At 45.9% G+C, this 26,986-nt stretch carries 30 protein-coding genes and 1 riboswitch; of the genes, 9 read left to right on the plus strand and 21 right to left on the minus strand.

The genetic code is table 11. The features are described from left to right. Nucleotide 1 precedes the first annotated feature (1 nt). The 9 genes from BLT91_RS06425 to BLT91_RS06465 all read right to left on the minus strand — a co-directional run bounded on the left by BLT91_RS06425 (nt 2) and on the right by BLT91_RS06465 (nt 7,937). Nucleotides 2-406 carry a DUF2203 domain-containing protein gene (locus tag BLT91_RS06425; RefSeq protein ID WP_090818310.1) on the minus strand — a complete coding sequence of 135 codons (405 nt, stop codon included), beginning with the start codon at nt 404-406 and terminating at the stop codon, nt 2-4. Nucleotides 407-456: 50 nt separating this feature from the next. Continuing rightward, nucleotides 457-912 (minus strand): nickel-responsive transcriptional regulator NikR, encoded by a 456-nt coding sequence (gene nikR, locus BLT91_RS06430; protein WP_175532120.1) that lies wholly within the window; start codon nt 910-912, stop codon nt 457-459. A gap of 143 nt (nt 913-1,055) precedes the next feature. Beyond that, complete coding sequence (locus BLT91_RS06435; protein ID WP_090818317.1) at nt 1,056-2,816, minus strand: diguanylate cyclase; 1,761 nt, start codon at nt 2,814-2,816, stop codon at nt 1,056-1,058. Between the two features lie 124 nt (nt 2,817-2,940). After that, the gene (locus BLT91_RS06440; protein ID WP_090818320.1) at nt 2,941-3,321 is read right to left on the minus strand and encodes a gamma-glutamylcyclotransferase family protein; all 381 of its coding nucleotides are present in this window, start codon (nt 3,319-3,321) and stop codon (nt 2,941-2,943) included. Between the two features lie 133 nt (nt 3,322-3,454). Further along, the gene (locus BLT91_RS06445; RefSeq protein ID WP_029194044.1) at nt 3,455-3,742 is read right to left on the minus strand and encodes a CD3324 family protein; all 288 of its coding nucleotides are present in this window, start codon (nt 3,740-3,742) and stop codon (nt 3,455-3,457) included. Between the two features lie 787 nt (nt 3,743-4,529). After that, a complete protein-coding gene (locus BLT91_RS06450; protein WP_090819783.1) occupies nt 4,530-5,291 on the minus strand; it encodes a LamB/YcsF family protein in 762 nt (253 codons plus the stop codon). 165 nt (nt 5,292-5,456) lie between these two features. Beyond that, entirely contained in the window at nt 5,457-6,461 is a 1,005-nt protein-coding gene (locus tag BLT91_RS06455) for a 5-oxoprolinase subunit C family protein (protein WP_254776811.1), read from the minus strand. Next, complete coding sequence (pxpB, locus tag BLT91_RS06460) at nt 6,433-7,218, minus strand: 5-oxoprolinase subunit PxpB (protein WP_090818325.1); 786 nt, start codon at nt 7,216-7,218, stop codon at nt 6,433-6,435. The genes BLT91_RS06455 and pxpB overlap by 29 nt, the downstream gene beginning before the upstream one ends. Then, a complete protein-coding gene (locus tag BLT91_RS06465; protein WP_254776844.1) occupies nt 7,215-7,937 on the minus strand; it encodes an alpha/beta hydrolase in 723 nt (240 codons plus the stop codon). Before BLT91_RS06465 ends, pxpB begins: the two co-directional genes overlap by 4 nt. 180 nt (nt 7,938-8,117) lie before the next feature. Here BLT91_RS06465 and BLT91_RS06470 point away from each other — a divergent pair, with 180 nt between their 5' ends. After that, on the plus strand, nt 8,118-8,438 hold the full coding sequence (locus BLT91_RS06470; protein WP_090818331.1) for a YbjQ family protein: 321 nt from the start codon (nt 8,118-8,120) through the stop codon (nt 8,436-8,438). Further along, entirely contained in the window at nt 8,435-8,680 is a 246-nt protein-coding gene (locus BLT91_RS06475) for an HD family phosphohydrolase (protein ID WP_175532121.1), read from the plus strand. The genes BLT91_RS06470 and BLT91_RS06475 overlap by 4 nt, the downstream gene beginning before the upstream one ends. Nucleotides 8,681-8,755: 75 nt before the next feature. On the opposite strand, the gene BLT91_RS06480 is transcribed toward BLT91_RS06475, so the two are convergent. Further along, nucleotides 8,756-10,351, minus strand: coding sequence for a bifunctional metallophosphatase/5'-nucleotidase (locus tag BLT91_RS06480; RefSeq protein ID WP_302847462.1), 1,596 nt, complete (start codon nt 10,349-10,351; stop codon nt 8,756-8,758). A 148-nt stretch (nt 10,352-10,499) separates the two neighbouring features. Between BLT91_RS06480 and BLT91_RS06485 the strand changes: the two genes are divergently transcribed. Continuing rightward, on the plus strand, nt 10,500-11,465 hold the full coding sequence (locus tag BLT91_RS06485; RefSeq protein ID WP_090818334.1) for a phosphate/phosphite/phosphonate ABC transporter substrate-binding protein: 966 nt from the start codon (nt 10,500-10,502) through the stop codon (nt 11,463-11,465). Between the two features lie 191 nt (nt 11,466-11,656). Beyond that, nucleotides 11,657-11,902 (plus strand): hypothetical protein, encoded by a 246-nt coding sequence (locus BLT91_RS06490; RefSeq protein WP_090818336.1) that lies wholly within the window; start codon nt 11,657-11,659, stop codon nt 11,900-11,902. 58 nt (nt 11,903-11,960) lie between these two features. Here BLT91_RS06490 and phnE read toward each other — a convergent pair whose 3' ends face one another. The 3 genes from phnE to BLT91_RS06505 all read right to left on the minus strand — a co-directional run bounded on the left by phnE (nt 11,961) and on the right by BLT91_RS06505 (nt 15,496). After that, nucleotides 11,961-13,535 (minus strand): phosphonate ABC transporter, permease protein PhnE, encoded by a 1,575-nt coding sequence (gene phnE / locus BLT91_RS33470; protein ID WP_090818339.1) that lies wholly within the window; start codon nt 13,533-13,535, stop codon nt 11,961-11,963. Beyond that, nucleotides 13,532-14,305 carry a phosphonate ABC transporter ATP-binding protein gene (gene phnC, locus BLT91_RS06500; protein ID WP_090818341.1) on the minus strand — a complete coding sequence of 258 codons (774 nt, stop codon included), beginning with the start codon at nt 14,303-14,305 and terminating at the stop codon, nt 13,532-13,534. The genes phnE and phnC overlap by 4 nt, the downstream gene beginning before the upstream one ends. 165 nt (nt 14,306-14,470) lie before the next feature. Continuing rightward, the gene (locus tag BLT91_RS06505; RefSeq protein ID WP_090818343.1) at nt 14,471-15,496 is read right to left on the minus strand and encodes a HoxN/HupN/NixA family nickel/cobalt transporter; all 1,026 of its coding nucleotides are present in this window, start codon (nt 15,494-15,496) and stop codon (nt 14,471-14,473) included. 171 nt (nt 15,497-15,667) lie between these two features. On the opposite strand from BLT91_RS06505, the gene BLT91_RS06510 reads away from it, so the two are divergent. From BLT91_RS06510 to BLT91_RS06520, 3 genes are all read left to right on the plus strand, one after another. Then, the gene (locus BLT91_RS06510) at nt 15,668-16,480 is read left to right on the plus strand and encodes a sensor histidine kinase (protein ID WP_090818346.1); all 813 of its coding nucleotides are present in this window, start codon (nt 15,668-15,670) and stop codon (nt 16,478-16,480) included. Beyond that, entirely contained in the window at nt 16,480-17,151 is a 672-nt protein-coding gene (locus BLT91_RS06515; RefSeq protein ID WP_090818350.1) for a response regulator, read from the plus strand. The genes BLT91_RS06510 and BLT91_RS06515 overlap by 1 nt, the downstream gene beginning before the upstream one ends. 96 nt (nt 17,152-17,247) lie before the next feature. Beyond that, nucleotides 17,248-17,874, plus strand: coding sequence for a YcnI family copper-binding membrane protein (locus tag BLT91_RS06520; RefSeq protein WP_090818353.1), 627 nt, complete (start codon nt 17,248-17,250; stop codon nt 17,872-17,874). A 45-nt stretch (nt 17,875-17,919) separates the two neighbouring features. On the opposite strand, the gene BLT91_RS06525 is transcribed toward BLT91_RS06520, so the two are convergent. Together BLT91_RS06525 and BLT91_RS06530 are read right to left on the minus strand one after the other, a co-directional pair. After that, nucleotides 17,920-18,408, minus strand: a complete 489-nt coding sequence (locus BLT91_RS06525; RefSeq protein ID WP_090818356.1) for a dihydrofolate reductase — start codon at nt 18,406-18,408, stop codon at nt 17,920-17,922. 28 nt (nt 18,409-18,436) lie between these two features. Then, nucleotides 18,437-19,381, minus strand: coding sequence for a thymidylate synthase (locus BLT91_RS06530; protein ID WP_090818358.1), 945 nt, complete (start codon nt 19,379-19,381; stop codon nt 18,437-18,439). A gap of 188 nt (nt 19,382-19,569) precedes the next feature. Continuing rightward, nucleotides 19,570-19,613, plus strand: a riboswitch (PreQ1 riboswitch). Nucleotides 19,614-19,624: 11 nt separating this feature from the next. Here BLT91_RS06530 and queF point away from each other — a divergent pair. Then, nucleotides 19,625-20,125: a preQ(1) synthase gene (gene queF / locus BLT91_RS06535; protein WP_090818361.1), complete on the plus strand. Its 501-nt coding sequence runs from the start codon at nt 19,625-19,627 to the stop codon at nt 20,123-20,125. A gap of 191 nt (nt 20,126-20,316) precedes the next feature. After that, nucleotides 20,317-21,477: a stalk domain-containing protein gene (locus BLT91_RS06540; RefSeq protein ID WP_090818364.1), complete on the plus strand. Its 1,161-nt coding sequence runs from the start codon at nt 20,317-20,319 to the stop codon at nt 21,475-21,477. 2 nt (nt 21,478-21,479) lie between these two features. Here BLT91_RS06540 and BLT91_RS31340 read toward each other — a convergent pair whose 3' ends face one another. From BLT91_RS31340 to sdaAB, 6 genes are all read right to left on the minus strand, one after another. Then, complete coding sequence (locus BLT91_RS31340) at nt 21,480-21,740, minus strand: hypothetical protein (RefSeq protein WP_090818367.1); 261 nt, start codon at nt 21,738-21,740, stop codon at nt 21,480-21,482. Nucleotide 21,741: 1 nt separating this feature from the next. Continuing rightward, nucleotides 21,742-22,449, minus strand: a complete 708-nt coding sequence (locus BLT91_RS06550; RefSeq protein ID WP_090819793.1) for a DNA alkylation repair protein — start codon at nt 22,447-22,449, stop codon at nt 21,742-21,744. A gap of 260 nt (nt 22,450-22,709) precedes the next feature. Further along, nucleotides 22,710-22,952 (minus strand): hypothetical protein, encoded by a 243-nt coding sequence (locus BLT91_RS06555; RefSeq protein WP_090818370.1) that lies wholly within the window; start codon nt 22,950-22,952, stop codon nt 22,710-22,712. Between the two features lie 47 nt (nt 22,953-22,999). Beyond that, a complete protein-coding gene (locus BLT91_RS06560) occupies nt 23,000-25,051 on the minus strand; it encodes a molybdopterin oxidoreductase family protein (protein WP_254776812.1) in 2,052 nt (683 codons plus the stop codon). 331 nt (nt 25,052-25,382) lie between these two features. Next, complete coding sequence (sdaAA, locus tag BLT91_RS06565; RefSeq protein WP_090818373.1) at nt 25,383-26,267, minus strand: L-serine ammonia-lyase, iron-sulfur-dependent, subunit alpha; 885 nt, start codon at nt 26,265-26,267, stop codon at nt 25,383-25,385. Beyond that, nucleotides 26,268-26,945 (minus strand): L-serine ammonia-lyase, iron-sulfur-dependent subunit beta, encoded by a 678-nt coding sequence (gene sdaAB / locus BLT91_RS06570; protein WP_090818375.1) that lies wholly within the window; start codon nt 26,943-26,945, stop codon nt 26,268-26,270. It lies immediately after the preceding gene. Nucleotides 26,946-26,986: the final 41 nt, after the last annotated feature.

Below are 26,986 nucleotides of genomic sequence, written 5' to 3' on the forward strand. Positions count from 1 at the left end.
TCTAATCCGAAATCGGTTTACGACCAGCAAACCCATCATCTTTGCCGTGGTAGTAACGAATTCTATCCTCTCCTTGTTTCCAACAAAGCAATACTTCTTGGCCTTCTATCAACGCGGGAAAATCAACAAGACCCGTTTCTATATCCTTGAGCTCTACACCAGTAAGCTGAAAATTTTGAATAAGCCCGCGTGCTTCGATTTGGATGAATTCCAGCTCTGCTTCCATGACAAAAAAAGGATCCTTTTCAGCGCCGGGTTTCTCGGCAAGCTCGTTTTTCTGTTTGCGAAGCTCTGTATATTTTTCCTCAAAATTACGCTTCAATCCTTGCATCTTCTTCAATTCCTGATCGACAAATGGAAGCATTTCATTCGCTTCTTCTAAACTAAACCATTTTTTAACAGACATATGGCACCTCCATGCCTAATTTTAACAAAAAAATAGGACGACTACGAATATTACGCATGCGAATGAGGATGCTCACGGGAGTCTCCATGCTCGTCCACATGAGTAACAGATAGCTCTGCATAACCTACACCCTTAAGAACTTGAATCCGCTGCTGAAGCTCTCTCAGCTTCTGAACCTTTCCGCGAACAACTATTATTTCTAAGCATTGCTGATGGTTTAAATGGATATGCATCGTTGAAATAATCGCATGATGGTAATCATGTTGAAGCTCCATCAAGGTTATGGGCAAATCGTTAAAATGATGGTCATATACCATCACAATCGTCCCGGCTACGGTTTCATCGGGCTGCATGCTGCTAGAGGTTAACAGCGCTTTGCGTGTGAGATCCCGGATCGCCTCGGAGCGATTATCATAGCCCTGTAAGGCAATAAGCCTGTCATATTGCTCTATGAGAGATTGCGGCATGGAAATACCGAAACGTACAAGAACTTCTTTATCTGACATCCGCAGGGCTCCTTTCCGCCTAACGATTTCCTATACCCTTACTCTAGCAGAAAGTCGCTCTGCAGCAAACCTTAGACATTGTAATCTACTTTTAAAATCTATACAGCAGAAGGGGAGTGGGCATACGCCCAGCTCCCCTTCTTTTAAACAAAGTTCATTAACTGTTTCACGCGAACTTCCAGCTCGACCAACGAGAATGGCTTCGTCATATAGTCGTCGGCCCCCATTTGAAAGCCTCTAGCCACATCTTCTTCCTTTTTCTTACCTGAAAGCATAAGCACCTTCATGTCTCTATGGGATAAACGAGTATCCTTCTTTATCTGCTCCAACAACGTGAATCCATCGAGTTTCGGCATCATCCCGTCGAGAATACAAGCATCAAAGCTCCTGCCGAGTAACAAGCCCAATGCCTCTTCGCCATTGGTAGCAAGTGTGATCGTAATCGGTAAATGTTCTAAATGAGAGGTAAGAATTGCTCGTAAAATCGGATCATTCTCAACAATGAGCAGATTTTTCTTTGGAAGTTGTGGAGTGGCCGCCGACTTACGAGGCATTGTCCCTCCATCATCCTCTTCCGAGGCACCCACAATCCGATTCCTGCCCTGCTGTTTAGCTTGATACATGGCATCATCAGCCTTAGAAACCCACTCTGCTACAGTCATCCCTTCTTGCCACTCTGCAACACCTGCAGAGAAGGTGATAGAGAAGGTTTGACCCTCATACTGCGCAACCGCCTTTGTGCGTACTTTATCCAAGATGTCCTGCATCGTTGTAATCGCCTGTTCCACAGCCGTATTTGGAAGGGCAATTACGAACTCTTCACCGCCAAATCGTGCTAGTAAATCTGTCGATCGCAAGTTGACCTGCAGTAAATGAGCCAAGCCCTGGAGCACCAAGTCTCCCACATGATGGCCATAGGTATCATTGATCTTTTTAAAGCAATCAATATCAATAAAAACCAGAGATATCGGTGCCGGATAAAGCTCGATACGCTGCAGCTCCATACGAATCTGCTGATCGAAATAACGACGATTGAATACGCCGGTGAGCGGATCACGGAAGGCGAGTTGCTCGAAATTTTTAGTCCTTTTGAGCAGCCCATAGATCCTTGCGGCCAATTCCTCGTACTGAAACGGTTTCGTAACATAATCGTCGGCTCCCAGATGGAAACAACGGACCTTATCATTCAAATCATTACGTCCTGACAATACGATAAGGGGTAAGCATTTTAAAGTCGGGTCATCTTTGAGAAATTCAAAAAGCTCGTACCCTGATTGAGGGTGCATCATGAGATCCAGCGTCACCAGATCATAAGTATGTAGACGCAGTAACTTTTTGGCAGACTCTACATCTGCCGCTTCATCAACGATACAATCATCAAGTTGAAGACGACGGGTCAAATAAGATCGCAGCACCTCGTCATCATCCACAAGCAGCAGTCGGCTCTTCATGGATCCAAGCATCGAGACTCCGGCAGGATCCTGCTGCTCATCTATCTGGATTTCTGTCACGCCGATATCACATTCCATGTTCATATCGCGAAGTACATGTAGACTGTGTTCTGCGCTCTCATGGATTGGGTTTAATTGCAAAAGAACCGCTTCACTGTCTATGTCCAAGGATTGCGTCCATTCCCAGGCTCGAACCAAATCGTCAGCCAGCTTCCCGATCCTGACATAACCAAAAATAGGCGCGCTGCCCTTTAGGGTATGAATGATACGATAAAACTGGTTTAAATCATGAACTACAGGCGCAGACCGGATCTTATCAAGCAGTGAGTTAAGCTGCTTAAGCTGCTTTTCAAATTCACGAATGAACAGTTTTCTTCCTTGTTTAAGTATTCTAGCATCTCTATCAGATTCTGACGTGGAGTCCTGCAACTGCTCTAGATTCGTATTACTCATGACAAACAATCACCCTTTTTGAAAAATAAATGAACCGTTTCTCCCTCAATCTAATAAATTACCTTAATTATAGCATCATGCACTTAGACCGGATAGAAATTCTGTCGAAAAAAATCGAAAAAAATCACTTATTTTTTTGGGCTAAATATACTTTCCATGAGGAGCCGTTAATTTCTTTGAGCCCGTTAATGTTTGACCAAATATAAACCCAACCTTCTCGCAAGCCACTCACATCACTAACCCATACTCTGTCATACTCATTCGAAGCGCCGGGGCCATGATAGCCTTCCAAGACATCCATGGCTTGCAGTCCTTCTTCCGTGACCTCCAACCATTCCCCAACAACTTGATGATCCCCATCCGTTAAAGCAAGTGCAGGGTAGGGGCCCACATCAAACAAACGTCCAACGATCCTGCCAGGTTGCACCGATCGTAAAAAAGGGGCAGCAACCGAATGGTTACACTCTCCAACAAGTAACGTACCATAGACAAATACAAATATCAAAGGAACGCCTCCCTGTCGAATATTGTTAATTTCTATTCAATTAATTCGCTGAGGAAAGCGATTATCCCTTTTGCTTTCGTTCAACATTTTACAAATTATACAAGAAAAAGCAGCACCTCTAAGGATGCTGCTTCTACGCTTGATTTGCAGTTAATTCGCGTGTTTTCACGATTATTTTGCGGATGCTGTCTTCCGATAAATGAAAGACTTTAATCAGTTCCATCACTGTGGAGCCTGTTTGATACAGCCGAAATATTTCTCGATTTCTACGCTCAATGATGATGCGTGTTCCGTTATTTTCTCCCCAACCAGCACGTTTCTGCTCTTTCTTAGGGATGTATACAATTTCACCTTGGATATATTCTTGTAATTGTTTTAATAGGTTCGGGGGAAGAACGTCCTTCCCGTTCTTGTAACTCATGGATGAAAACCTCCTCAAATTGTAGATCAAAGTTGAACTTTGTCTGATTTGCAGAGAGTATCTTCATCGCCCCTAAACCTCCTACCATTCTCAAAAAATGGAATAAAAAAAACACGATCATAATCGTGCCTGTCGGTTGTATGCAATTATACAATTCAGGTGAACGGTTATTCCACGAATGATATTCAGTTAGGAGACGAGTACCTCTGCGGCGGCCGCAACATTCATCGCTACTGTCATTGTCATTGTGTACATTAAAAAGCACTCCTTTCACCTAATATAGGGATCTTTGGTCGGAGAGCAAAGTCTCTCCTTTTTAGGGATCTTTGGTCGGAGAGCAAAGTCTCTCCTTTATTATTTGTGTTCACTACGTGTTCACATTCTCATTATATGTAAAAAACTTCTTGCTGTCTACTCGTTAAGTAAAGATTATGCGGGGGCCTAGCGGCCCCCGGTTGGAACGACGATCTCTGCTTACGCAGAGACCACCTCTGTTTTTGTTGTAATCACCTTGATCACTCCTTTCCTAAGGAATTAGCCGGCCGGCTACCTCTATATTTACTCATATTCCCAGCTTGTTCTCAAGTGAAAGAATCGTTATATTGATTCTTTCCTAGGGGGTAGAGAATGGGAAGGGGAAAGGCCTTAATATGGAGCAATACCTGCATTAAGTACATCAAATTAGGTTAAACAGTGTGTTTAGGAGCCGATTGGAACAAATTTGCTATAGGCAATGCAAGTTAATCGACGAAGCAGGCCGTTAGTGGCGGAGCGCCACGCCACGTGATTAATTCCCGATCGCGATGACCGCGATGCCGCTGCTGTTTAGCAACGCTCGGATATCGCGCGCAAACTCCACGGCGTGCGTTCCGTCGCCGTGGAGGCAGATCGTGTCCGCGCGCATGCTCAGGTCCTCTCCCTCCTGGGAGAGAACCTTCCCCTCGCGGACGAGCCTTACGACCTGCGCCGCAGCGTCGGCGGCGCTGAGCAGCAGCGCCCCCGGCTGATCGCGGGGCGTCAGGGTGCCGTCCCGCCGGTAGCTGCGGTCCGCGAATGCTTCGCTCGCGGTCCGCAGCCCCGCGGCGGCACCCGCCCGCAGCAGCTCGCTGCCGGGCGGGCCAAACAGCGTCAGCTCCGTGCTGACGCTGACGGTCGCAGCCGCAATGGCCGCGGCGAGATCATGGCGCTTCGCAGCCATGTGATAGAGCGCGCCATGCGGCTTGACGTGCTGCAGGCGTCCGCCTTCGGCGTGGACGAAAGCCTGCAGCGCCCCGAGCTGATACAACGTCAGCTCGTAAGCCTCAGCCGGCGTGATCGCGATCTCGCGCCGGCCAAAGCCCTGTAGATCGGGGAGGCCCGGATGGGCCCCGATCGCAACGCCCTTGCGCAAGCACAGTTGCACGGTGCTGCGCATGGTTGCAGGATCGCCTGCGTGGAATCCGCAGGCGATGTTGGCAGAGCTGACGAAGTCCAGCAGCTCCGCGTCGCGGCCAAGGCGATAGGCGCCGAAGCCCTCGCCCATATCACAATTCAAATCAATACGCACAATTTCCACACCCATTCCTTCAGTTCCTCAACCATCAGCCTTTTGCACTTAGCTTGTCTCGCCTTCAACTCATTTCCGTACACAATCGCCCAATGATCTTTCGGCTTTATCTATTCCATTTACCTTCACTCTTCAGCTCTTAATCTGATCAACTTTTCTAGTACTCAGTCAACCATGATCCCTTACCCAAGCCCGCACACCAGCTTCTAACAGTCGCAAATCCATCGCTTGCAGCAAAAGCTGCTCCTGCGCTTCCCGATGGCTGACTTCACGGAAACGAAGTGTACCGCCTGGTTTCACTTGAGCTACCAACGGTAGATCGGCGGTGATGATGTGCGCGATACGTGGGTAGCCTCCCGTCGTTTGGCAGTCCGCCATTAGAAGGATGGGCTGTCCGCTTGGGGGCACTTGAATCGTCCCTTGGACAACGGCTTCTGAGATTATCTCATGGGGTATGCCTTTAGAAAGCTCTAACTTCTTCCCTTGCAAGCGATACCCCATACGATCTGATTGTGGAGTAACTAGAAAATATTGAGCAAAAAAGCTTCTTCTGCTAGCTTCCGTAAAAAGTGAGACTTCTTTTCCTCGCACAACCCTTACTACTGGATTGTCTTTATAGCCCGGTCTAATAAAGGCACTCACAGACCCTGAATGAGGAATACTGCCTTTGACCCTTGTATCCATACCGGTTTGACTAACTGCTACATGATCCCCCGCTTGAAGTGCTCTACCTTCATGACCACCTATACCCGCTCGCAAATAGGTGCTTTTGCTGCCCATAACAGATTTTACTTCGAAGCCTCCACAGACGGCTAAATAGGCTCTGCAACCCTTAATCGCATAGTGGACACTAAGCTTTTCTCCCTTACGGATCAGGAACGGACGCCACAGCGGCACACGAATGCCATCTACATCTGCTTCCATCTCGGCTCCGCATAGAGCTAAAAGCATATCCTCGTGTGCAACTAAGATCGGTCCAAGCAGCGTCATCTCCAATACAGCAGTATTGGCCGTATTACCTACGAGCACATTTGCAGCTCGATGTGCAAAAAAGTCCATGGGGCCTGATGTAATGACACCATATTTTCGATAACCATATCGTCCCTCATCCTGCAAGGTTGATAATAATCCCGGCTTAATGACTTCAAAGCCCATTCCCCATGTTCCTCTCACTTACATAATCAAACTGCTCTTGCGTAATTGGGACAAATCTCACTTGATCTCCTACCTTCAGCAAAGATGGAGGATCGGATTCCGGAAGAAATAAAGCTAGCGGTGTGCGGCCAATCAAGTTCCAACCACCAGGCGTTTCAAAGGGGTAGATACCTGTTTGAGCACCGCCAATACCTACTGAACCTGCAGGTATCCTCATCCTGGGCACTGATTTCCTTGGCGTTACAAGCCGGTCATCCAATCCGCCCAAATACGGAAACCCAGGTGCAAAGCCAATCATATATACCGGATAAACCTGTGAGGAGTGCAAGTGAACAATTTCTTCCGTGCTGACACGATGATATGCTGCGACATCCTTCAGATCAGGTCCATACCCCTCACCGTAACAAACAGGGATTTCAATGATGCCTGCAGGCTCGCTGCCATGATTCTCATTTTCAAGTTCAAAGTTATCCAAGCAATGCTGTATATGTAGGAAGACAATGTCATAGGGCAGCAACGTATTCGTTCCGGTACGCCCGGATTTTTTAATGGCCTCCACTTTTAAATAATGGTTGTAAACCTCATTGCTATCATAATAAATCGTTATCGATGTATAAGCCGTTACCATTTCTATGAAGCCTACGAAACGATTTTTCTCTAGGTAATCTGTTAGCTGTCGCACCCGATTCAGAATGGGCAAATCGATATCTGCGCCAAGCCCAATCACGATCGCCGAGTCTCCAAGGATATGGCATTCGTAAGAGAGCTTTTTCATGCAAAATGCTGCTTTTTTAGCCATTTGGCGCAAAGTTCAGGCCAGATATAAGCTTCGGCATGATCACTTGCGATTCCAATACCATGGCGACCACTCTCAAACACGTGCAGATCAAAAGGTACTTTATGGCGGCTAAGCGCCCCTGCAAACAGCAAACTGTTCTCGACTGGAACGGCCGCATCATCGGCTGTATGCCAGAGGAAGGTCGGTGGCGTATCTGATGTTACTTGTTTGTCATTGGATAGCAATGATACCAGCTTCACATCCGGTGTCTCGCCTAGCAAATTATGCTTTGAGCCTACGTGTCCATACTCTCCGAATGTAATAACCGGGTAACAAAGCACCATGACGTCCGGACGACTGCTTTGTCTTTCGATCGGATCTACGGACTCTTGATCCCCAGCATCGTAATGTGTACCGGCTGTAGAAGCTAGATGTCCTCCTGCTGAGAAACCGAGAATACCAATGCGGTTCGGATCTATGTGCCATTCTTCGGCATTTTGCCTTACTGTCCTAATCGCCCTTTGGGTATCTTGGAGTGGAACCGGGTATTCATAAGGCGCTACTCGGTAGTTCAAAACAAACGCTGAAATACCCAGTCCATTTAACCATTTCGCTATGGGCTCCCCCTCATGAGCCGCACGCCTACTGTAGCCGCCTCCGGGACATACTATGACTGCAGAGCTCAGGCCTTCCCTTGTCACAGGATACAGTGTCAAACTCGGACATCCTTGGTTATCCTCACCGATGCTATCCTTGGATGCTCCGAGCCATAATTCGATGGTGTTTATGCGGCTCAATGTGAAACCCCCTCTTCTCATTTTCGTACTAAGTTAATAATATCGAATCCTATTCAAGTAGCAAAGAGCCTATTTAACAAAAAAAAGGAGCTGATCTTCGTGATTGTAGCTACAACAGAAAACATTGCGGGTTATGAAGTAACGGAAGTGCTGGGCAGTACATTCGGGGTCGTTGTGCGTGCCAGAGGCATTGGCGGCGATATTCTCGCCTCTTTAAAGGGACTTGTCGGCGGGGAAGTCACACAGTATACCCAGATGGTGGAAGACGGACGCAAGCAAGCCTTAGATCGATTAGTCAAAAATGCAGCAGCTATGGGCGCCGATGCCATCGTTATGATGCGTTTCGATAGCGGTGATATCGGTCAGAATATGAGTGAAATCGTTGCTTATGGCACCGCCGTCCGGACACGAAGGCTATGAGTGAGTTCATTCCGCTTTTTCTCATTTATGGAGCATGGTTATTGGGTTTTATAATTCTCCTTCTACTCGGCTATCTCATTTATGACAAGCGGTATAAAAACAACGGTTCCCAGACGCCTGGCAGGCCTTCGAATGGCTTCGTCTCGACGTCAGAAGTGTACATTGATCCAAAGGATGGGTTTACCTATCGGGTGTATTATAATCCTAGGACAGGGGATAGGGAGTACATTCGTGAAAAATAAGCCATCCATGCCAAAAAGCCGCACAAAGAAAGAGCTTATGCGCTCTCCTTGTACGGCTTTTTTCATTTCTGCGACCTAGTCCCAGATGACTTCCCAATTCTCGTTCACGCTAGCTTCAATCGTGCCGCGCTCCATAATGTACCCTGCTAACAGTTCTGCTACATCCGTAGGGATATCTTTGATAACCGGTTTGTCTTGGAACATAGCATAATTGCCACCACCGGCGGCTCGGTAATTATTCATAACAACGTCGTAAGAGGCCTCGAGATTCAGTGGCTTCCCTTCATGCTCAAGCTGAACGACACGCATGCCAATCGGGCGGGATATGTTCAATTTATAGGTAATCCCTTCCCACATATCATAGTTATAATGCTGCGGCTTTGGCTCTCTAAACTTGCTGCTTACCTGAACGTCACCAGTAGGTGTGAGTTCAAAATATTCCGCAGACTGCTCCAACGCATCCTTGATGTCTTGTCCGGAAATACGAATCACTCTCAGTGTATTCGGGTAAATATAGTTGGAGACGATGTCTCTCATTGTAATGTCAGATGGAAACCCTGGCGATACGTTATCGAACAACGCTGTATTCGAAATAGAGGCTCCCGACAGTTCCATCTGAACCCGGTTGATGAACTCGATCAGTGCATTGTCTTTCAAACGAATTTGCATGGGATCTTTAACTAGCATATCCCCTGTCAGTATACCGATAGGTTGGTCGAGCCATTCTTGTGTCTTCGCTTCATACGTACTTACAAACTCTATAAGCTTCTTGTCCGGCTCGACATTGACAACCGAGAGCAGCTCCGATTTCTTGGAATCAATTCGCCATTTGCCATCGACATTTGACAGCTCCAACTGGACTTTACCAAGGGTTACTCCAGCAGTTCCAGGTTGAACTATGGCAACACCATTGATTTCTACTCCCGCGATGCTTCGGTGCTGATGACCCGTAAGCAGAACATCCATACCTTCGACTTCCATACAAAGTTGATACCCTTGATTTTCACCTGTTAGAGGCTCAGTAGGCTCACCTGTCGTTAGATGTCTTTCAAAACCGCCATGATAAGAAACGACAACAACATCCACTTGTTCTTGCTCTTTAAGCAACTTCACCCATTTCTTAGCTGTTTCTACAGCATCTACAAATCGCAAACCTTCAATATGAATAGAATTTTCCCAATTTGGGATATAAGGTGTCGTCAATCCTAGAATACCTATGCGAATTCCCTCTGGTAATTGTTTAATTAAGTATGGTTTCCCTAAGAACGGTTCTCCGTTCTCAGCATCCACAATGCTCGCACACAACCATGGAAACTGGGATTCCTTGACCGCTTTTCGCAGGACATCAAGTCCATAGTTAAATTCATGATTGCCAAGAACAGCCGCATCATACCCCAAATAGTTCAGACCACTCACCATAGGATCCATAGGCTCGTTATCCAATCTCGCATGATGATAAGCAAGAGGTGTCCCTTGGATTAAATCACCGTTATCAATGACGATAACATTGGCTTCTCTCCTTCGTTCTTCTGCAATAAGCGCAGCCACTTTGGATAAACCCACATCGTTTGGTTGATTATTCGCATAGTGAATAGGCAGCATATTTCCATGCAGATCGCTCGTTTCCAGAATGATTACCCTACTTTTCTGCAGCTTACTAGTTTGAGTCAAATTCCCCACTCCAAAAATGTATTTTGTAATGCTCTACATATCGATTGTCAGTTTCACAAATACTTCATACTATCTTCCATATATTTTATGATAATGTTATAGTACTTCATATGTAAAAGTAAATATTAAACGGAGGTCAAAAAAAAAGATGATGAAAAAATTTACTGTTATTAGCTTGTCCATGATCGTTGCTGCAGGTGTACTTGCAGGCTGCGCAAAGAAAGCAGAGCCGGCTCCGGCTGCCTCAGCATCCGCTAAAGCTTCTGCTGCTCCGGCTGCTGCAGGATTTATTCCTAAAGAGCTTAAAGTTCAATTCGTTCCTTCCCAAAATGCAGAAACACTTGAAGCAAAAGCAAAACCTCTTGAAAAACTGCTAGGAGACAAACTTGGTATCCCAGTTAAGGTTTCCGTTTCAACGGATTATAACGTGGTTATCGAGGCTATGGCTTCCAAACAAGTTGATGTTGGCTTCTTGCCACCGAGCAACTATGTTGTTGCACATGACAATCGTAAAGCTGCTGACTTGCTTGTTCAAGCAACACGTTTTGGTGTTGACGATGCAACAGGCCAACCAACGAAAGATCTTGTTGATTTCTACAAATCAGAGATTCTTGTTAAAGCAGATTCCCCAATTAAAACAGTAGCTGATCTTAAAGGCAAGAAAATGGGCTGGCAAGGAGTTACTTCCGCAGCAGGTTACGTATACCCAGGATTCGTCCTGAAAAAAGCTGGCGTAGATCCGGTTAAAGACGTAACTGGCGTTCAATTCCAAGGTCATGATAAAGCGGTTATCGCTCTTCTTAACGGTCAAGTAGATGCTGTAGGCGTATTCCAAGACATCCGTACTAACATGTTGAAAGATTACCCAGATGTATTCAAACAAACACGCGTTCTTAGCTTCTCTGATAAAATTCCTAATGATACAATTGCTGTTCGTTCCGATATGGATGCAGCATGGAAAAAGAAAATCACGGACGCATTCATCGCAATTGGCAACGACCCTGAAGGTCAAAAAGTCATTTTCGATGTTTACTCCCACAAAGGTTATGTAGCTTCTGATGATGCCAAATTCGACATCGTTCGTAGTGTTAACAAAGAAATGGGCTTGAAATAAGCTTTAGCTCCCCTTTCAAATAAAATACCTCTCCATGAATTCTTCGGAATCATGTAGAGGTATTTTTTTTAACTTCTACTCCGATCTACCCTCGCATACTATGAATGTGGCAAGTCCGTGCACATATTTTTAACTTTTGCATGACAAACGTTTACCTGGACCTGTCATATATCATAGAGAGGTGAAATTGAATGTTCGAAATGCTTATTAGCAGCAAAAAAGAGGTCTCTATCCGGTGCGGTAAAGATGAGATCAAAGGAATTATTGCGAATTACTATCATTCTTTTCAACTTTTGAAAATGAATAACATATTAATTCCTATAGAGCTGATCGAACAAATCGAGGTATTGGAACCGGAAAGTACCTCAGCTTTGTCACACATCCATCATGAAAATAAAGGACTGCGTTTAGTATCTCATAGAAGACATTCAAACTAAGTTTGAACGAAAGTCCTATCAATTAAAAAAAAGACGCCGCAATGCGGCGTCTTTTTCCTTATACAATGCGTTTACGGAGGGCCCCTGAAATGTAGTCAATGACAGAAACGGTGATAATAATACCGATAAGGATGATACCAACTCGCGGCCACTGCCTTGCATTGAGTGCAAAGATAAGAGGCGTACCGATCCCCCCTGCACCAATAACACCTAGCAATGTGGCTGAACGAACGTTAATCTCAAAGCGGTATAAAGTATATGAAATAAAATCAGGAATAACCTGCGGCACCACAGCAAACGCCATGCGCTGCCAAATGTTCGCACCGACTGCTGTCATGGCTTCTGTAGGCCCCATGTCCATATTTTCAATGGCTTCTGCATAAAGCTTGCCGAGCATCCCTACGGAGTGTAGTCCTAATGCCATAACCCCAGCATATGCATTAGGGCCTACCGCTTTAATAAAGATCAAAGCCATAATAATTTCCGGAATCGTTCGAACAACACTTAAGAAGAATTTTCCTGTGCCTGAAACTGCACGGAAACGACTCATATTGGCTGCTGCCCAGAAAGCAAATGGCAGGCAAACGAAAGCTGAGACGAAGTTGCCTAAGTAGGAAATGGATAACGTTTCTAGCAGAGATCGAAGTAAGTCTTCTCCATCTGGGATATAAACATAAGCCCAGTCAGGATGCATTAAACCAGACAACATTGACTTCGTCAATATCCAAGTCGTTGGTTGAAAGCCCGTCAGCTCCAGACCGGTTAAAGCCCATATAAACAAGGCAATAATGGCAAATGAGCCAAGTATCTTATATGTGCGTGCGCGAGACTCTGACATCGGTTTCGCGCTCCCTTTTAACAAATAGGAACGGAATCGTGTGCTGACCATATCGATGATAACAACAACTAATAACGTGTAAATAACAATTGCACAGGATTGATCGTAACGGAACAAATCCAACGTGTTTTTGAGCAGCAAGCCTATACCACCCGCTCCAACCAAACCAAGAATGGCTGAGGCACGAATACTAACTTCGAACGTGTACAAAAAATGAGCCAAGTACGTAGGCGCAACTTGAGGAATAACACCGAAACGAATCAGTTTGAGCTTGTTAGCACCTACAGCCGTCATGGCTTCAAGCGGTCCTGGGTCAATCGCTTCCGTTGATTCATAGGAAAGCTTGGACAAAATACCAAAGGTGAAGAATATAAGCGCAAGTGTACCAGCTGTTGGGCCAAAGCCTACTAACACCGCAAACAATGCAGCATAGAGCAGATCAGGAATTGTACGGATTAGATTCATGATGAGTCTGGCAGGATAGAACAACCATGGCGCCGTAGTCACGTTACGGGCTGCAAGTAGTGCCATAGGGTAAGCAAACAGTGCTCCAATCGTTGTCCCAATAATGGACATTTGAAGTGTTTGCGCCATAGGCTTCCAAATATCTGCGAAAAATAGCCAATCCGGCGGGAACATTTCGGCTATGAATTTAAGAATCTCCGGTGTACCCGAAACGAGCTTGGTCAGCGTCGCATCGGTCTGATAAATACTCCCGATCAGGAAAAGCACCATGATCAGGGTTATGAGATAAAACTTCGTACGAGGAGGCTTCTTGACGGTGGTTACACTCATCCCTCCTGCCCTCCTAGAAGCTCATCTTTCTTAATAGCACGGCCATAAATCTCGGAGAATACATCATCCGTCGCTTCCGCAACAGGTCCGTCGTATACGACTTTACCAGCGCGAAGTCCGATAATCCGAGTCGCATATTCACGTGCAAGGTCGATAAAGTGAAGGTTAACGACTGTCGTTATACCTAGCTCCGTGTTAATACGCTTCAAGTCATCCATAACTTGTCTCGTTGTTAATGGATCAAGGGAGGCTACCGGTTCATCCGCCAAAATGATTTTGGCTTCTTGTGCCAATGCTCTCGCAATGGAAACACGTTGTTGCTGACCACCGGACAATTCATCGGCGCGTGAATAAGCTTTTTCCCGAATATTCACTCTCTCCAGTGCTTTTAAGGAAAGCTCGATATCTGCTTTGGGGAACAATCCGAGAACTGTACGTAAAGTAGAATGATAACCTACACGACCGGATAACACATTACGAAGTACAGTGGAACGCTTGACCAAATTAAAGGTTTGGAAGATCATCCCGATATCTCTGCGCATGCGGCGCAATTCGGCACCGTTCGCCATTGTTATCGATTTGCCATTAATCAATATTTGTCCATCAGTTGTCTCATGTAAACGATTAATAGAGCGCAGTAAAGTCGATTTACCTGCTCCTGATAGGCCAACAATAACAACGAATTCTCCAGGTTGAATGGTCAGGTTAATGTCACTCAAACCAACAGTTCCGTTAGGATATACTTTGGAAATATGTTTAAACTCAATCATACAAGTCCTACTTTCTCAAAATAGAATCAAAATATTAGACAGACTACTTTCAACGTATTTCGGCAAAATCCTTTTTTCTATCATGACCTTTAGAAAAATTTCATATTCCATTGTTCACCATAACAAAAAGGCAGCCTCTCGAGCTTCCGAGGCCACCATCATGGGTCACACTTTTGCACTCCACCGTTCTTCGATCTTCATCCCTTTCCATATGGCAATAGATACAATCCAGGCCACTACGAACAGAGCGACTAAGATATAGCCTAATGTCCCGAAATCAATTTCCTGCAGCCACGTCCAGAAAGCTCCTTCCATGCCAAATTCCTCCGATAGAACTTGCCCTAACTCGATAACCCCAATGATTAGAGCGGCAATGACAGCCAAAGCGGTCACTGTCAAATTATAGTACAGCTTACGTACAGGTGTATGGAATGCCCATTTGTAGGCCTTGGTCATAAACATGCCGTCAGCTGTATCGAAAAGGCTCATCCCTGCGGCGAAGAGCAGCGGAAGCGATATGACGCCAATGAAAGGGATGGCTTCCTTCGCTGCATGGGCTGAAATAGCCAGAAGCGCAATTTCGCTCGCTGTATCAAAGCCTAAACCAAAGAGGAAACCTAACGGATATACATGCCAGCTTTTGCCTATAAAAGAAAGAAGCGGTTTGATCATACGAGCAATGAATCCACGGGACTCCAGCAGCTCTTCAAACTCTTTCTCACCTTGTGCGCTGCCGCGAAATTTCAGGAACAATTTATACAAATTGATAAGGATGAGTAAGTTTAAAATACCGATAAGAACGAGAAACAGACCTGAAACCGAAGCGCCAATAACGCTTCCGAAACGCTGCAGCCAAGGAAGCTCACGCTCTGCCCATTGAACAGAGAACGCAGTCACAATGGTCATAATGAACACAACGGAGGAGTGTCCAAGTGAGAAGTAGAAACCAACGCCTAATGGATTCTTCTTCTGTTGAACGAGCTTGCGTACGGTGTTGTCGATAGCTGCAATATGGTCAACATCGAAAGCATGCCGCATACCTAATGTGTACGCAAGCAGTCCAATTCCCCAGAAGGCAGGCGACGTCTTGGCTACACTATATAATCCAAAAAGCCCTAGTATATGTAAGAGTGCAATAACACCAACGTATCCACTCCAGCTTCTTCGCTGCTGCAGTAATGATTTCCACATGGGTTTGACACCATTCCTTTCTTATCCGTGACACGATTTATTAATAATGTAGCACACGTGTGCATGACTTGAGAAGTCCATTCATCATTTTTGTGAAGAAATCTAACATTTATTTGATATAATAGAATCCGTTCCAGACATTGAATGCTGATAAAGGAGTTAATAAGCCCTATGTCTCTTCGTCTTTTCAAGATATTTACGATTTTTGTACCGGTTATCATCATCGGTGGTTTTGAATATATACGACATGAATTTCTTCTTAATTATTTAACGATGGAAGCTGGTAATTTCTCCATTACGATCATTACCTTATTGCTCTCCTATCTGTTTGCTTCGTGGATGTTTCAAAGTATTGAGCGCAGCAATGAGAAAGTGACAATCGGTGAAGCCCGTCGAGCGGTCTATGAAGAGCGTGAGCGTCTGGCTAGAGAACTGCATGACGATTTGGCTCAAACCCTCTTTTTTCTTAATGTAAAATTGAAGCAAGGTGATTTAGAGGAAGCCAAAGCGGCTGTTTCGGAAATCGACAACTCGCTTCGGCAGGCCATTTTTAATCTTAGAACACCTTTGGAAGAAGGAACTAGCTTGGAGCAGCGAATCCACAAATTCCTGAAAGACTGGCATTTAGTGACGGGGATTGAGCTTCAGGAGAAGCTGATTATTGAAGAGCGCAGCTTTTCATCCGGTGAGGAAGTTCAGCTTTTCAGCATCATACAAGAAGCGTTTACCAACATACGCAAGCATTCCAAGGCAACCGAAGCTGCAATTCTTCTGGAAGCTCACCCAAAGGCATGGCAACTGCATATTACCGATAACGGATGTGGATTGCATAACCTTCAAGGAAAAGGCAAAAAGTACGGCATTGAATTGATGCAGAAACGAGCGGCCGAGCTAGGTGCAACTTTTGAGTTTAAGATGAGGGAAGTTGGCGAGTTTGGATCAGGAACTTCGCTTCTCGTACAAGCAGATAGGAGGAGTTTATAATGCCGATCAATCAACCATTCCGCGTTCTCATCGTAGACGATCATCCGCTTGCAAGGAAAGCTATTCGCAGCATGCTGGAGCCTGTATCCGACTTCTATATTGTGGGAGAAGCCACTAGCGGTGAAGAAGCTATTCTATTATGCGGTGAAGTCATGCCTGATGTGGTATTGATGGATATCCATATGTCTCCTATGGATGGACTAGAAGCTACTCGGCGCATTAAGCAAGTATATGGGGCTATACGCATCGTCATGCTTACAGTGTCCGACGATGTAGCTGATCTCTTTACAGCGTTACAATTCGGAGCTCAAGGCTATTTACTAAAAAACATGGACCCCGACGAATGGCTCACCTACCTGCGCGCGCTCCTCGACGATAATTCAGAGGTGGCCAGGGGAATGGCAGACAAGCTGTTTCAACGATTCCGCGCGCCTATTAGTATGCAAACGGAAGGCCCAACCCCGAGCATGCTGACCTCACGTGAACAGGAAATTACAGCTTACGTAGCCCAAGGGGATAACAATAGGCAGATCGCGGAAAAGCTGCTGATTTCGGAGCATACCGTTAAGAATCACATGAAAAATATATTAGTAAAGCTTGGCCTCGAGAATCGAGTCCAGCTCACCGGATTCGCCATAAAGCACGGGCTGACACGAAAAGGACAACACTAGTCGAAAAAATAGCCCAGTCGAGTCATACTCATATGCTTGTCTATCAGGTAATATGGACAACATATAAGAGTTGATTTGAAAGGGGAACACCCAATTATGTTTAAAAAGTTCATATTAAATGCAGGTATAATGCTGATCGGCTCTATGCTTCTAGCGGGAATCGCCAGCGCCCATGTTGTTGTATATCCGAAAGAAGCTACCCAAGGTGGCTATGAGAAATTTACGGTGCGTGTACCTACCGAGAAAGACATTCCTACGGTGCAGGTAGAAGTCAAATTCCCATTGGATTCCGTAGCCATCTCACGCTTCGAACCCAAAGCTGGGTGGACATACGAACTTGCCAAAGATCCTGCTGGTAAAATAACAGGGGTTACTTGGAAAGCAACCGGAGACGGCTTATCCAGTACGGAATTCGGCGATTTCAGTATGCAAGGCAAGGTGGCTGATACAGCTACCCAGATCGTATGGAAGGCTTACCAGACCTACAAAGATGGCAGCGTTGTCGAATGGGTCGGTGCCGATGGATCGGACAAACCGGCTTCCGTAACGACAGTCAAAGCCAAAGCAGCAGCGGGTGCTACGACAGACAGTCACGGTCAAGTAAAGGCTGGCAGTGCTGCCAGTGGCAATTCATCGTCCAATACCTCTTTCTACCTCTCCATTGCTGCAGTGGTGCTGGGTGCATTATCCTTGATCGTCTCACTTACAAGAAAGCGTAGATAAAAAAATGGCCTTGAGTACTGTTATTAACAGCGCTCAAGGCCTTTGCTATGCCTGTCTTCTTTGATAAATTCGGAAGTAGTACTCGTAAGGATTTTTCTCGTTGCGTTCTCCTTGTTCACTGGATACCAATGTCCATTCGGACATATCGAATTCGGAGATGTACGTATCTGCTTGAAACTCATGCTCAATGTACGTAATGTACATGCGGTCCACAACAGAAGTAAACAACCGGAAGATTTCCGCCCCGCCAATAACGAACAGCTCCTGATCTCGGAAGGCCTCAACCGCTTCATGTACAGAGTGAATGACTTCACAGCCCTCTGCTTGAAAATCGGAATTCTGTGTAAGAATGACGTTGCGTCTGCCCGGTAACGGTTTTCCAATGGAATCGTACGTTTTACGTCCCATGAGAATCGGGTGTCCCATCGTAACGGATTTGAAAAACTTCAGGTCCCCGGGTAAATGCCAAGGCAATTTATTATTCAGCCCGATGGCTCGATTGCGATCCATTGCAAAAATAAATGAGATACTCATGTTTGAGCTTCTCCTTTCGTCCACATGATTATACCGCTACAGGCGCTTTAATGGTTGGATGCGGATTGTAACCGATCATCTCAATATCGCTCACGTCGAAATCAAAGACAGAAGCGACTTCCTCATTCAGTTTAAGCGTAGGCAATTCCCTTGACTCACGGCTGAGCAGAAGATGAATTTGGTCCATATGGTTCGTGTAAATATGCGCATCACCGATCGTATGTACGAACTCTCCGACGCCCAGTCCGCATTCCTGTGCAATAAGGTGCGTCAGCAGCGCATAACCGGCAATGTTGAAAGGGACGCCGAGAAACGTATCAGCACTTCGTTGATATAGCTGACAGGATAGCTTGCCCTCCGCCACATAAAACTGAAACATCGTATGACAAGGCGGAAGCGCCATACTCGGTATATCCTTAGGGTTCCAGGCCGATACGATAAGACGGCGAGAATCCGGGTTCATTTTGATCATATGAATAACTTCTTTGAGTTGATCAATCGTGCCTCCCTGCGTCGTCGTCCAATCCCTCCATTGTTTACCATAAACATCTCCAAGCTCACCGTATTGCTTGGCAAACTCATCATCCTCCAGCACTTTTTTCACGAAAGCATCCATTTGCTCATCGTATTGAAGTTTGAATGTTTCGTCCTGCTGTGAACGCAATCCGAAATTGCTCATATCCGGTCCCGTATAATCGGCGCTCTCTACCCACTTCTTAAAAGCCCATTCATTCCATATATGGTTGTTATGTTGTAATAAATAACGAATATTCGTATCTCCCTTAATAAACCAAAGCATTTCACTAGCAATTAAGCGAAAAGGCACTCTTTTCGTTGTCAGCAAAGGAAATCCTTTCGAGAGATCGAAGCGCATTTGTCTGCCAAATACCGAAATTGTCCCCGTACCCGTTCGATCTTCCTTTTTCGTCCCATTGGCAAGTATATCTTGTAATAGCTCCTTATAGGCTTTCAAGCTTACAAACCTCCATCTCTTTTATGACACAAGTATGTATCTATTTTACCCGTATCTAACCGGTTTGGCTACACGTACACAAGCACTTGAACATTTGAGAATTTGGCGTAAAAAAGCAGACTCTCCACGAAATTCCAACGGCTATGAGGATGCATTTTCCCTTCATATATGGTACATTTCTTATGAAAATAGAAGAGGTTCGCAAACTCCCTCTATAAAAAACTATGAAATGAGGATCCACCTATGTCATCTGGTAGAAGTAATGAAGACTTGAAAGAGATTACCTTATTAGGCAATCAAGGAACCAAGTATGTGTTCAATTATGATCCAACTTTATTAGAAGCATTTGATAACAAGCACCAGAACAGGGATTACTTTGTTAAATTTAATTTCCCTGAATTCACCAGTCTGTGCCCCGTAACTGGACAGCCAGATTTTGCTACACTTTATATCTCCTATATTCCGAATATTAAAATGGTTGAGAGCAAATCCCTTAAGCTGTACCTGTTCAGCTTCCGGAATCACGGTGATTTCCACGAAGACTGTGTCAATATTATTATGAATGATTTGATCGAACTGATGGAGCCTCGTTACATTGAAGTTTGGGGTAAATTCACCCCTCGCGGCGGTATTTCCATCGATCCCTATTGTAACTGGGGTCAACCCGGTACGAAGTTCGAAGCGATGGCTGAGCATCGATTGATGAACCATGATCTTTATCCAGAAAAAATCGATAATCGGTAATTTGTAAATATCTATCAAAAAAAGCTTAGTCAGTCCCTTGAAGTAAGAGGGAACTTGACTAGGCTTTTTTGACTAAGCTAGGCGCAAAATGAGTTTGATGCCCTATGGTTGTCCCAGGTTGTCACAGATAGAATGGGAAATACAGCAGGTTAAGGACAATACATACTGAACTACACGAGGAGTTGAACACGATGGGAAAATGGAAGGCAGGAGCAATCGGTTTCGTTTGTGGAGCCGTGTTTTTCTCGGGCCTCACCTACGCGGCGACCGGTGCTGTTGGCATTGACGTTTATTTCCGCGATATTCGCTACTATTTTGACGGGATGAACAAGCAGCCCGCATCCGATTTACAAGGATTCATTTATAAAAACACGACCTATGTTCCGTTGCGCTTTATGTCTGAAGCATTGGGTAAACCGGTAGATTGGGAGGATGCGACTAGCTCCATCTATGTTGGGAAAAAGCCTATTCCGAAACCTTTGCCTGAACAACCTAGTACCGGGTCCAGTTCTGCGGCTTTGCAAGTGTTCCCCAAGGATAACCCTTGGAATACGGACATATCCAACTACCCGGTTCACTCAAACTCTGCTGGATTCATTGCTTCTATCGGCGTGAATACAAAGATGCATGCGGATTTTGGTACCGTATGGGAGGGAGCTCCCATTGGAATTCCGTACACGATCGTTAACGGCGATCAACCGAAAGTAAATGTGACTTTTACGGATTACGCGGACGAGAGCGATCCGGGACCTTACCCTATTCCGACAAATGCGCCAATCGAAGGAGGCTCTGCCAGTGACGGCGATCGTCATGTCATCGTGGTCGATAAAAGCAATCATTTGCTATACGAGCTGTACAACGCGCATCCCGCAGGTGATGGATGGACAGCTTCGAACGGTGCCAAATGGGATCTTACCTCCAATACGTTAAGGACAAAGTATTGGACATCTGCAGACGCTGCTGGCTTGCCTATCTTCCCCGGACTCGTCCGTTATGAGGAAGCGGCCGCGGGAGAAATCAATCACGCCTTGCGTTTCACTGTGCAAAAGACGCAGCGCGGATTCGTCGCTCCTGCCACTCACTACGCCTCTACTAGTACGGATCCCAACCGTCCTCCGATGGGACTGCGGCTCCGGCTTCGAAGCGATTTTGATGTGTCTGGGTTCACGAAAACGAATCAGGCCATCCTTCGTGCGCTGCAGAAATATGGCATGATTGTGGCCGATAACGGAAGTGATCTATATCTCAGCGGTGCGCCAAATCTGCTTTGGGACGACGAAGATTTGCACAACCTTGGTAAGCTTAAGGGCAGCGACTTCGAGGTCGTTGATACCGGTAAAATAGAGAAATAGAACTATTTTAGCTGATAGTTAATCACACCTGCTATAGGTCCCATGTAAATGGTCGAGATCACAAGTGGAACATAACGTAGATCCCAAAATAATTGGAGTTCAAAATAGGAAAATAATAAACACAGGGAGGAGGCTGTGCCATAAAGCAGGCCCATCATTATGGGCGAATGAGCATAGCGCCAGCGCTCTCCAAAAACGCTTTGCAATAAGACAGGAGCAAGAACGATAAGGATGTTCAAAAATAATTTTTCTAATAAAATCATTTTAACAAATACATGTCTTCTTCTTTGTTCCTACACGCCCCATCGATTCCACTTTATGGATATATTCGCTGGCGAGCGGTACTTTGCATGCGGTTTGACCGACATCCACTTGAACCTTGCCGATCTCACTGGCTACTTCTATCGCAACCTCAAATAACGGTTGATAAAACGTTCCCACAGCAATAACGAAGGTGTTCATTGTGTACCTAACGCGATTTCTTTCAGCATGAATCGTTGTTCTCACCTGCTCCAGCAGCTGAGCAATTTCAATGAGATCGAGCTTCTCATCTGGCGTAATGCTAATGTAGTTCGTATACGTACTCCATCCGCATGTGGCTAGCAATTCATCGGGTGATTGCAGCCATTCCCTTGCGAGTTCAAGCGCGCTGCTGCTTTCTGCGGCCACTCCAGCAACCGTATATTCGGTAAGCATGTACCAATAAGCATGCTTCGCCCACTTCTGAAGCTCTTCCTTTGTCATTGTTTTGGGATCAATCGAGAGTCCAGCCAAATACATCGCATCCGTGTTTCCTGAGTCGTAGAGAGCGAGTGCCAGCTCACGATCTTTTTTAACATATTTGACTAACTTCTTCAGATCACCTACTTTTACGCCGAAAACAGGTTCCCGCGCTCCGTGTCGAAGAAATGTTTTCTTCGTTTGCTCGCTTCCAAGCTCCTCTAAATTTTCCATTACCTCTTCAAATGTCATAGGTTCACCATTTACCTTAAGTTTTCCGTATTGTACCATGAATGCTCCTCCTGATGCTAAGCGGCTGAGTCGCAAGATACGTACAACAAAAGAGCCGGGAGGGAGATCCCAGCCGACTCTGTTGGTGTTGATAGTCTTTTATTCCTTATCTTCTTTGTCTTTATCTTCATTGTCTTTATCTTTTAGCTGCGCTTTTTACATCAATTGCATGCCGGATTTCCCAAAACAAAAGCACCGATCTATTAGGATCGGTGTTAAGACTAATATAAAGGTTTCGTTTGGTACAACAGCTGCGGTTGCGGGCATTGCGGGAACGGGAGAATGTCTCGTATTTGATTGAATGCATAATGCTTGGTAGCGAATTGGGTGTGATATAAGTATTCGATCATATAAATAGACCCATTTTGAATACTGCACAAAATACCAGAAACACCGGTGCCGTCCATTAGGGATACACCTACTGGACTTCCGATCCAGGCATACGCTTTTTGCTGTAATGACATAGGTCATCACCTCCTGAATTACATTATGCGGCTAACCGCCCAACGGTTCAGTTGGCCTTGCGCTTCTCTACCCGTACGCGGCCTGAGAAAAACGTTGCTCCTCCGCCCATATCGGCTACACGGTCCGGCGTAAGCGCGTTAACCAACGCTTTATTCCCCGGTAAATCCGCCCACAGTCCTTGACTCACAACCACGCCTGGCAGTACATCCGAGCCCGCCGCTACGACTAATTCGCACTCCCCGCGGTCATTCCATATGCGGGCAACATCGCCACTGACCAAGCCTAATGCGGATGCATCCGCTTCATTCATATGAAGCTTCGGTCTTTTCTCCATACGAATATGCTTCTCATTATGCGCAAATGTCGAATTCAGGAAGTTATGATTCGGCGCCGGAACGAACAAGAATGGCAAGTCACCTTCGTAGGCGAGTGGCGTATATGTCGGAAGGGGTGGGAAGCCTTTACTCTCCATCTCATGTGAATACAGCTCGATCTTCCCGCTCGGTGTCTTTAATTCCGCTGAAAGCAAGGGCTTTACATCCGCCTTCATAAACTGTTTTTCCAGCAATTGTTCATACGATATGTTGTTCAGAGCAGGATTTCCAGGATGATCCAATGCTTGTCGCACCAAAGCTTCATCGCTATCCCGCAAGGCTTCATCCTCGTATCCCATCCCTACCGCCAATAAACGAAACACATCTACATTGGCTTTACTTTCCTCATATGGTGCTATGACTGGAAGCTGAAGATGCACATATTGATGCCAATAGGAACGGTAGAAGTCCGTATTTTCAAAGGATGACGTCGCTGGAAGCACGATATCCGCGTACTTCGCTGTTTCTGTCAGAAACAGGTCATGAACTACAGTGAAGAGATCCTCTCTCTGGAGTCCCTCCCTCACCTTATTCGCATGGGGAGCAACTAACGCTGGGTTGGAATTGTACACATAGAGCGAATGAATAGGCGGGTCAAGCTCCTGCAAGGCACTCCCGAGTAAATTCATATTAATTTGACGAGCTTCCTTCTCCCGCAAATCAGGTCGCTGTAAGGCGGGAATATTGTGCTCCAAATAACCGCCATTTCCTTTAATCGCGCCGCCGCCTTTATGCAGCCACTGTCCCGTTAACGCTGGTAAACAAGATATAGTTCGCACACACATGCCGCCGTTATCATGGTGCTGAATACCGTTTCCGATTCGAATAAAAGAAGGTGAGGTCTGTCCGTATAAGCGAGCAAGCCGGTAGATGTCTTCGACAGGAACACCTGTTATTGTAGATACCACGGAAGGTTTATATTGCCGCACATGCTCCCTTAGCTCCTCATGCCCAACGGTATACTGCTGCATAAACGCTTCATCTACCCTATTTTCTGCGAACAAAATATGCATAATGCCGAGAGCAAGGGCGGCGTCCGTGCCAGGTAAAATCAGAATAAACCAGTCCGCCCAGCGGCCTGTTTGGTTTTTGTGAGCGTCAATCACGATGATTTGCGCACCATTTTTACGCGCCTTCTCAGCCAGCATCACCTGATGCATATTCGTGCTGACCGCATTGATCCCCCACATGATGATCAGCTTGGCATGAACCGTTTCTTCTGGATCCGTCCCATAGCTGCCACCCATTGTATACTTGTAGCCTTCTGTGCCCGCTGATTCACAAATTGAATAAAGCAGTCGGCTCGCTCCCATCCGATTAAAAAAGCGACGATCCATACCTTCGGTTCCGATCCGTCCCATGTTGCCATAGAAGCTGTATGGCAGGATAGACTCTGCCCCTTCTTCAGCGATCAGCTTTTTCCAGCGGCTCGTGATAGTTTCGATCGCTTCATTCCAGGTAATTCTTTCAAACTGGCTGCCCTCCCCTTTCGGACCAACGCGCTTCATGGGAAACTGCAGCCTTTTTTCGTCATACATTCTTGCCGTCATGTTACGAACTTTATTGCAAATGGCCCCTTGTGTAACTGGGTGATCGGGGTCTCCCTCTATTTTAACGATCCTTCCTGCTTCCTTATGAAGCAGCAAACCGCATTGATCTGGACAATCCAGTGAGCATACGGCAGGAAAAATGCCATTTTGTTCATCACTCATCGTTGTTTGCATCTGGTCAGATAACTCCTTTCAAACACTTCAATTCTTTTACTATATACCGAAATGAACAGGAGGGAAATATCTGGACGTTAGTAAAACTGTTCCACTGCCCAATCCCCTTCTAACGGAGCACGGCTCAGATGAGGCAACCTTAACGCTTTAATAGCTTGTTGTAAATATTCACATGGGAGCATCCGCTACTTATCGTGAGCGTGCAGATTAAAATAATCTAAACACGATTTTTCGCATCATATAATTCCTTGTAGTGTGATGCCTAGATAATGCCGATTTTCGGTAAAAAAAATAAAAAAAGCCTGTAGGTGATTCCCCACAGACTTAACAATTATCGCTTCTTACCCAGATTGAGCTCTTTCATAATTTGGCGACCTGTCGGTGTCTGGGCCAAGCCCCCCTTGGCTGTCTCCCGGTGTTTCTCAGGCATAGCCGTACCCACCTCATACATCACTTGGACGACTTCATCCGAAGGGATGACAGATCGAACACCAGCCAAAGCCATATCGGCTGCCGCCATCGCATTAACCGCCCCAAATCCGTTGCGAACGATACAAGGAATTTCAACCAAACCGCCAACAGGGTCGCAAATAAGTCCCAGTGTGTTCTTAAGCGCAAGCCCCACGGCATGCATCGCCTGTTCCGGTGTGCCGCCCCGAAGTTCCACAAGAGCGCCCGCTGCCATACCTATGGCAGACCCGACTTCAGCCTGGCATCCGCCTTCCGCACCCGAGACGAAGGAATTGTTGGCAATGACATAACCGATGGCACCGGCGCTTAATAAGCCTCTCACCATATGATCGTCATCCCATCCAAACCGCTGCTGACTGCTAATGAAAACACCTGGAATAATCCCACAAGAGCCAGCCGTCGGTGTGGCAATGATTCGGCCCATGGATGCGTTAACTTCCGATACGGCAAGGGCATACGCCATCGCTTTGCAAGCTTCTTCACCTAAGGATGCTTCCGAAGTTGTTAAATAAGTGGCGACACGCTGAGCGTCTTTCCCCGTCAACCCACTGCGGGATGTTGTATCCTCGGTCAATCCTTTGGCAACTGCCTCTTTCATAATTTGATAATACGCCTGCATCTTTTCGAATACATATTCAGGTGTTTTGCCTGATTCTTGGCTTTGATCCGCAAGCATGACTTCTGCAATGGTTAATCCCTCAGAAGCACATACCTCCGCTAGTTGTTTCAATGTCTGGAATCTCATTTATTCGCCTCTTTCCGCGAGATCCACTCTTCTTATATCGTAAATCATACTTAAGCTCTTAAGCTCTTGAATAAGAGAATCTGGAATAGATACATCTGTTTCAATTACTGTCATCGCTTCCCGATCTCGGCCTTTCCGATCCAAATCCATGAACCCGATATTAATTTGGCTTCGCCCCAATAAGGTGGTAATATCCGCTATCATACCTGGACGATCATGGTGGGAAATAACTAACGTAGGGTATACCGCGGTAAATTTCACGTCGAAATGATTCACTTTGACAATTTCCACGTTACCACCTCCGATGGATGCTCCAGTCATACTCACTTCCCGTGTACTTGATGAAATAATGAATCCGACGGTGTTGGGATGATCTGCTTTATCTTTACTTGTACGGAAAGCAATCTCTACACCGAGCGCTTCAGCTTCTTCGGCAGCAAAAGGAATACGTGGATCATCGGTTTCAAAATCCAGTAAACCGCCAATTAGTGCCAAATCGGTGCCATGCCCTCGATAAGTATCCGCGAAAGAACCGTACAGCGTGATTTCAGCTTTTGTTGGCAGTTCACCTAGCAGCTGTCTGACAACACGACCTAACCGAACCGCTCCTGCGGTATGAGAGCTTGATGGACCGATCATAGAAGGTCCGATGATCGAAAATACATCTTTAAAACGCATCTTGCAGCTCTCCAATCTAATGTGTTGATGCTATACTCCTA

This window comes from Paenibacillus sp. yr247 (assembly GCF_900103825.1).
Taxonomy (GTDB): domain Bacteria; phylum Bacillota; class Bacilli; order Paenibacillales; family NBRC-103111; genus Paenibacillus_E.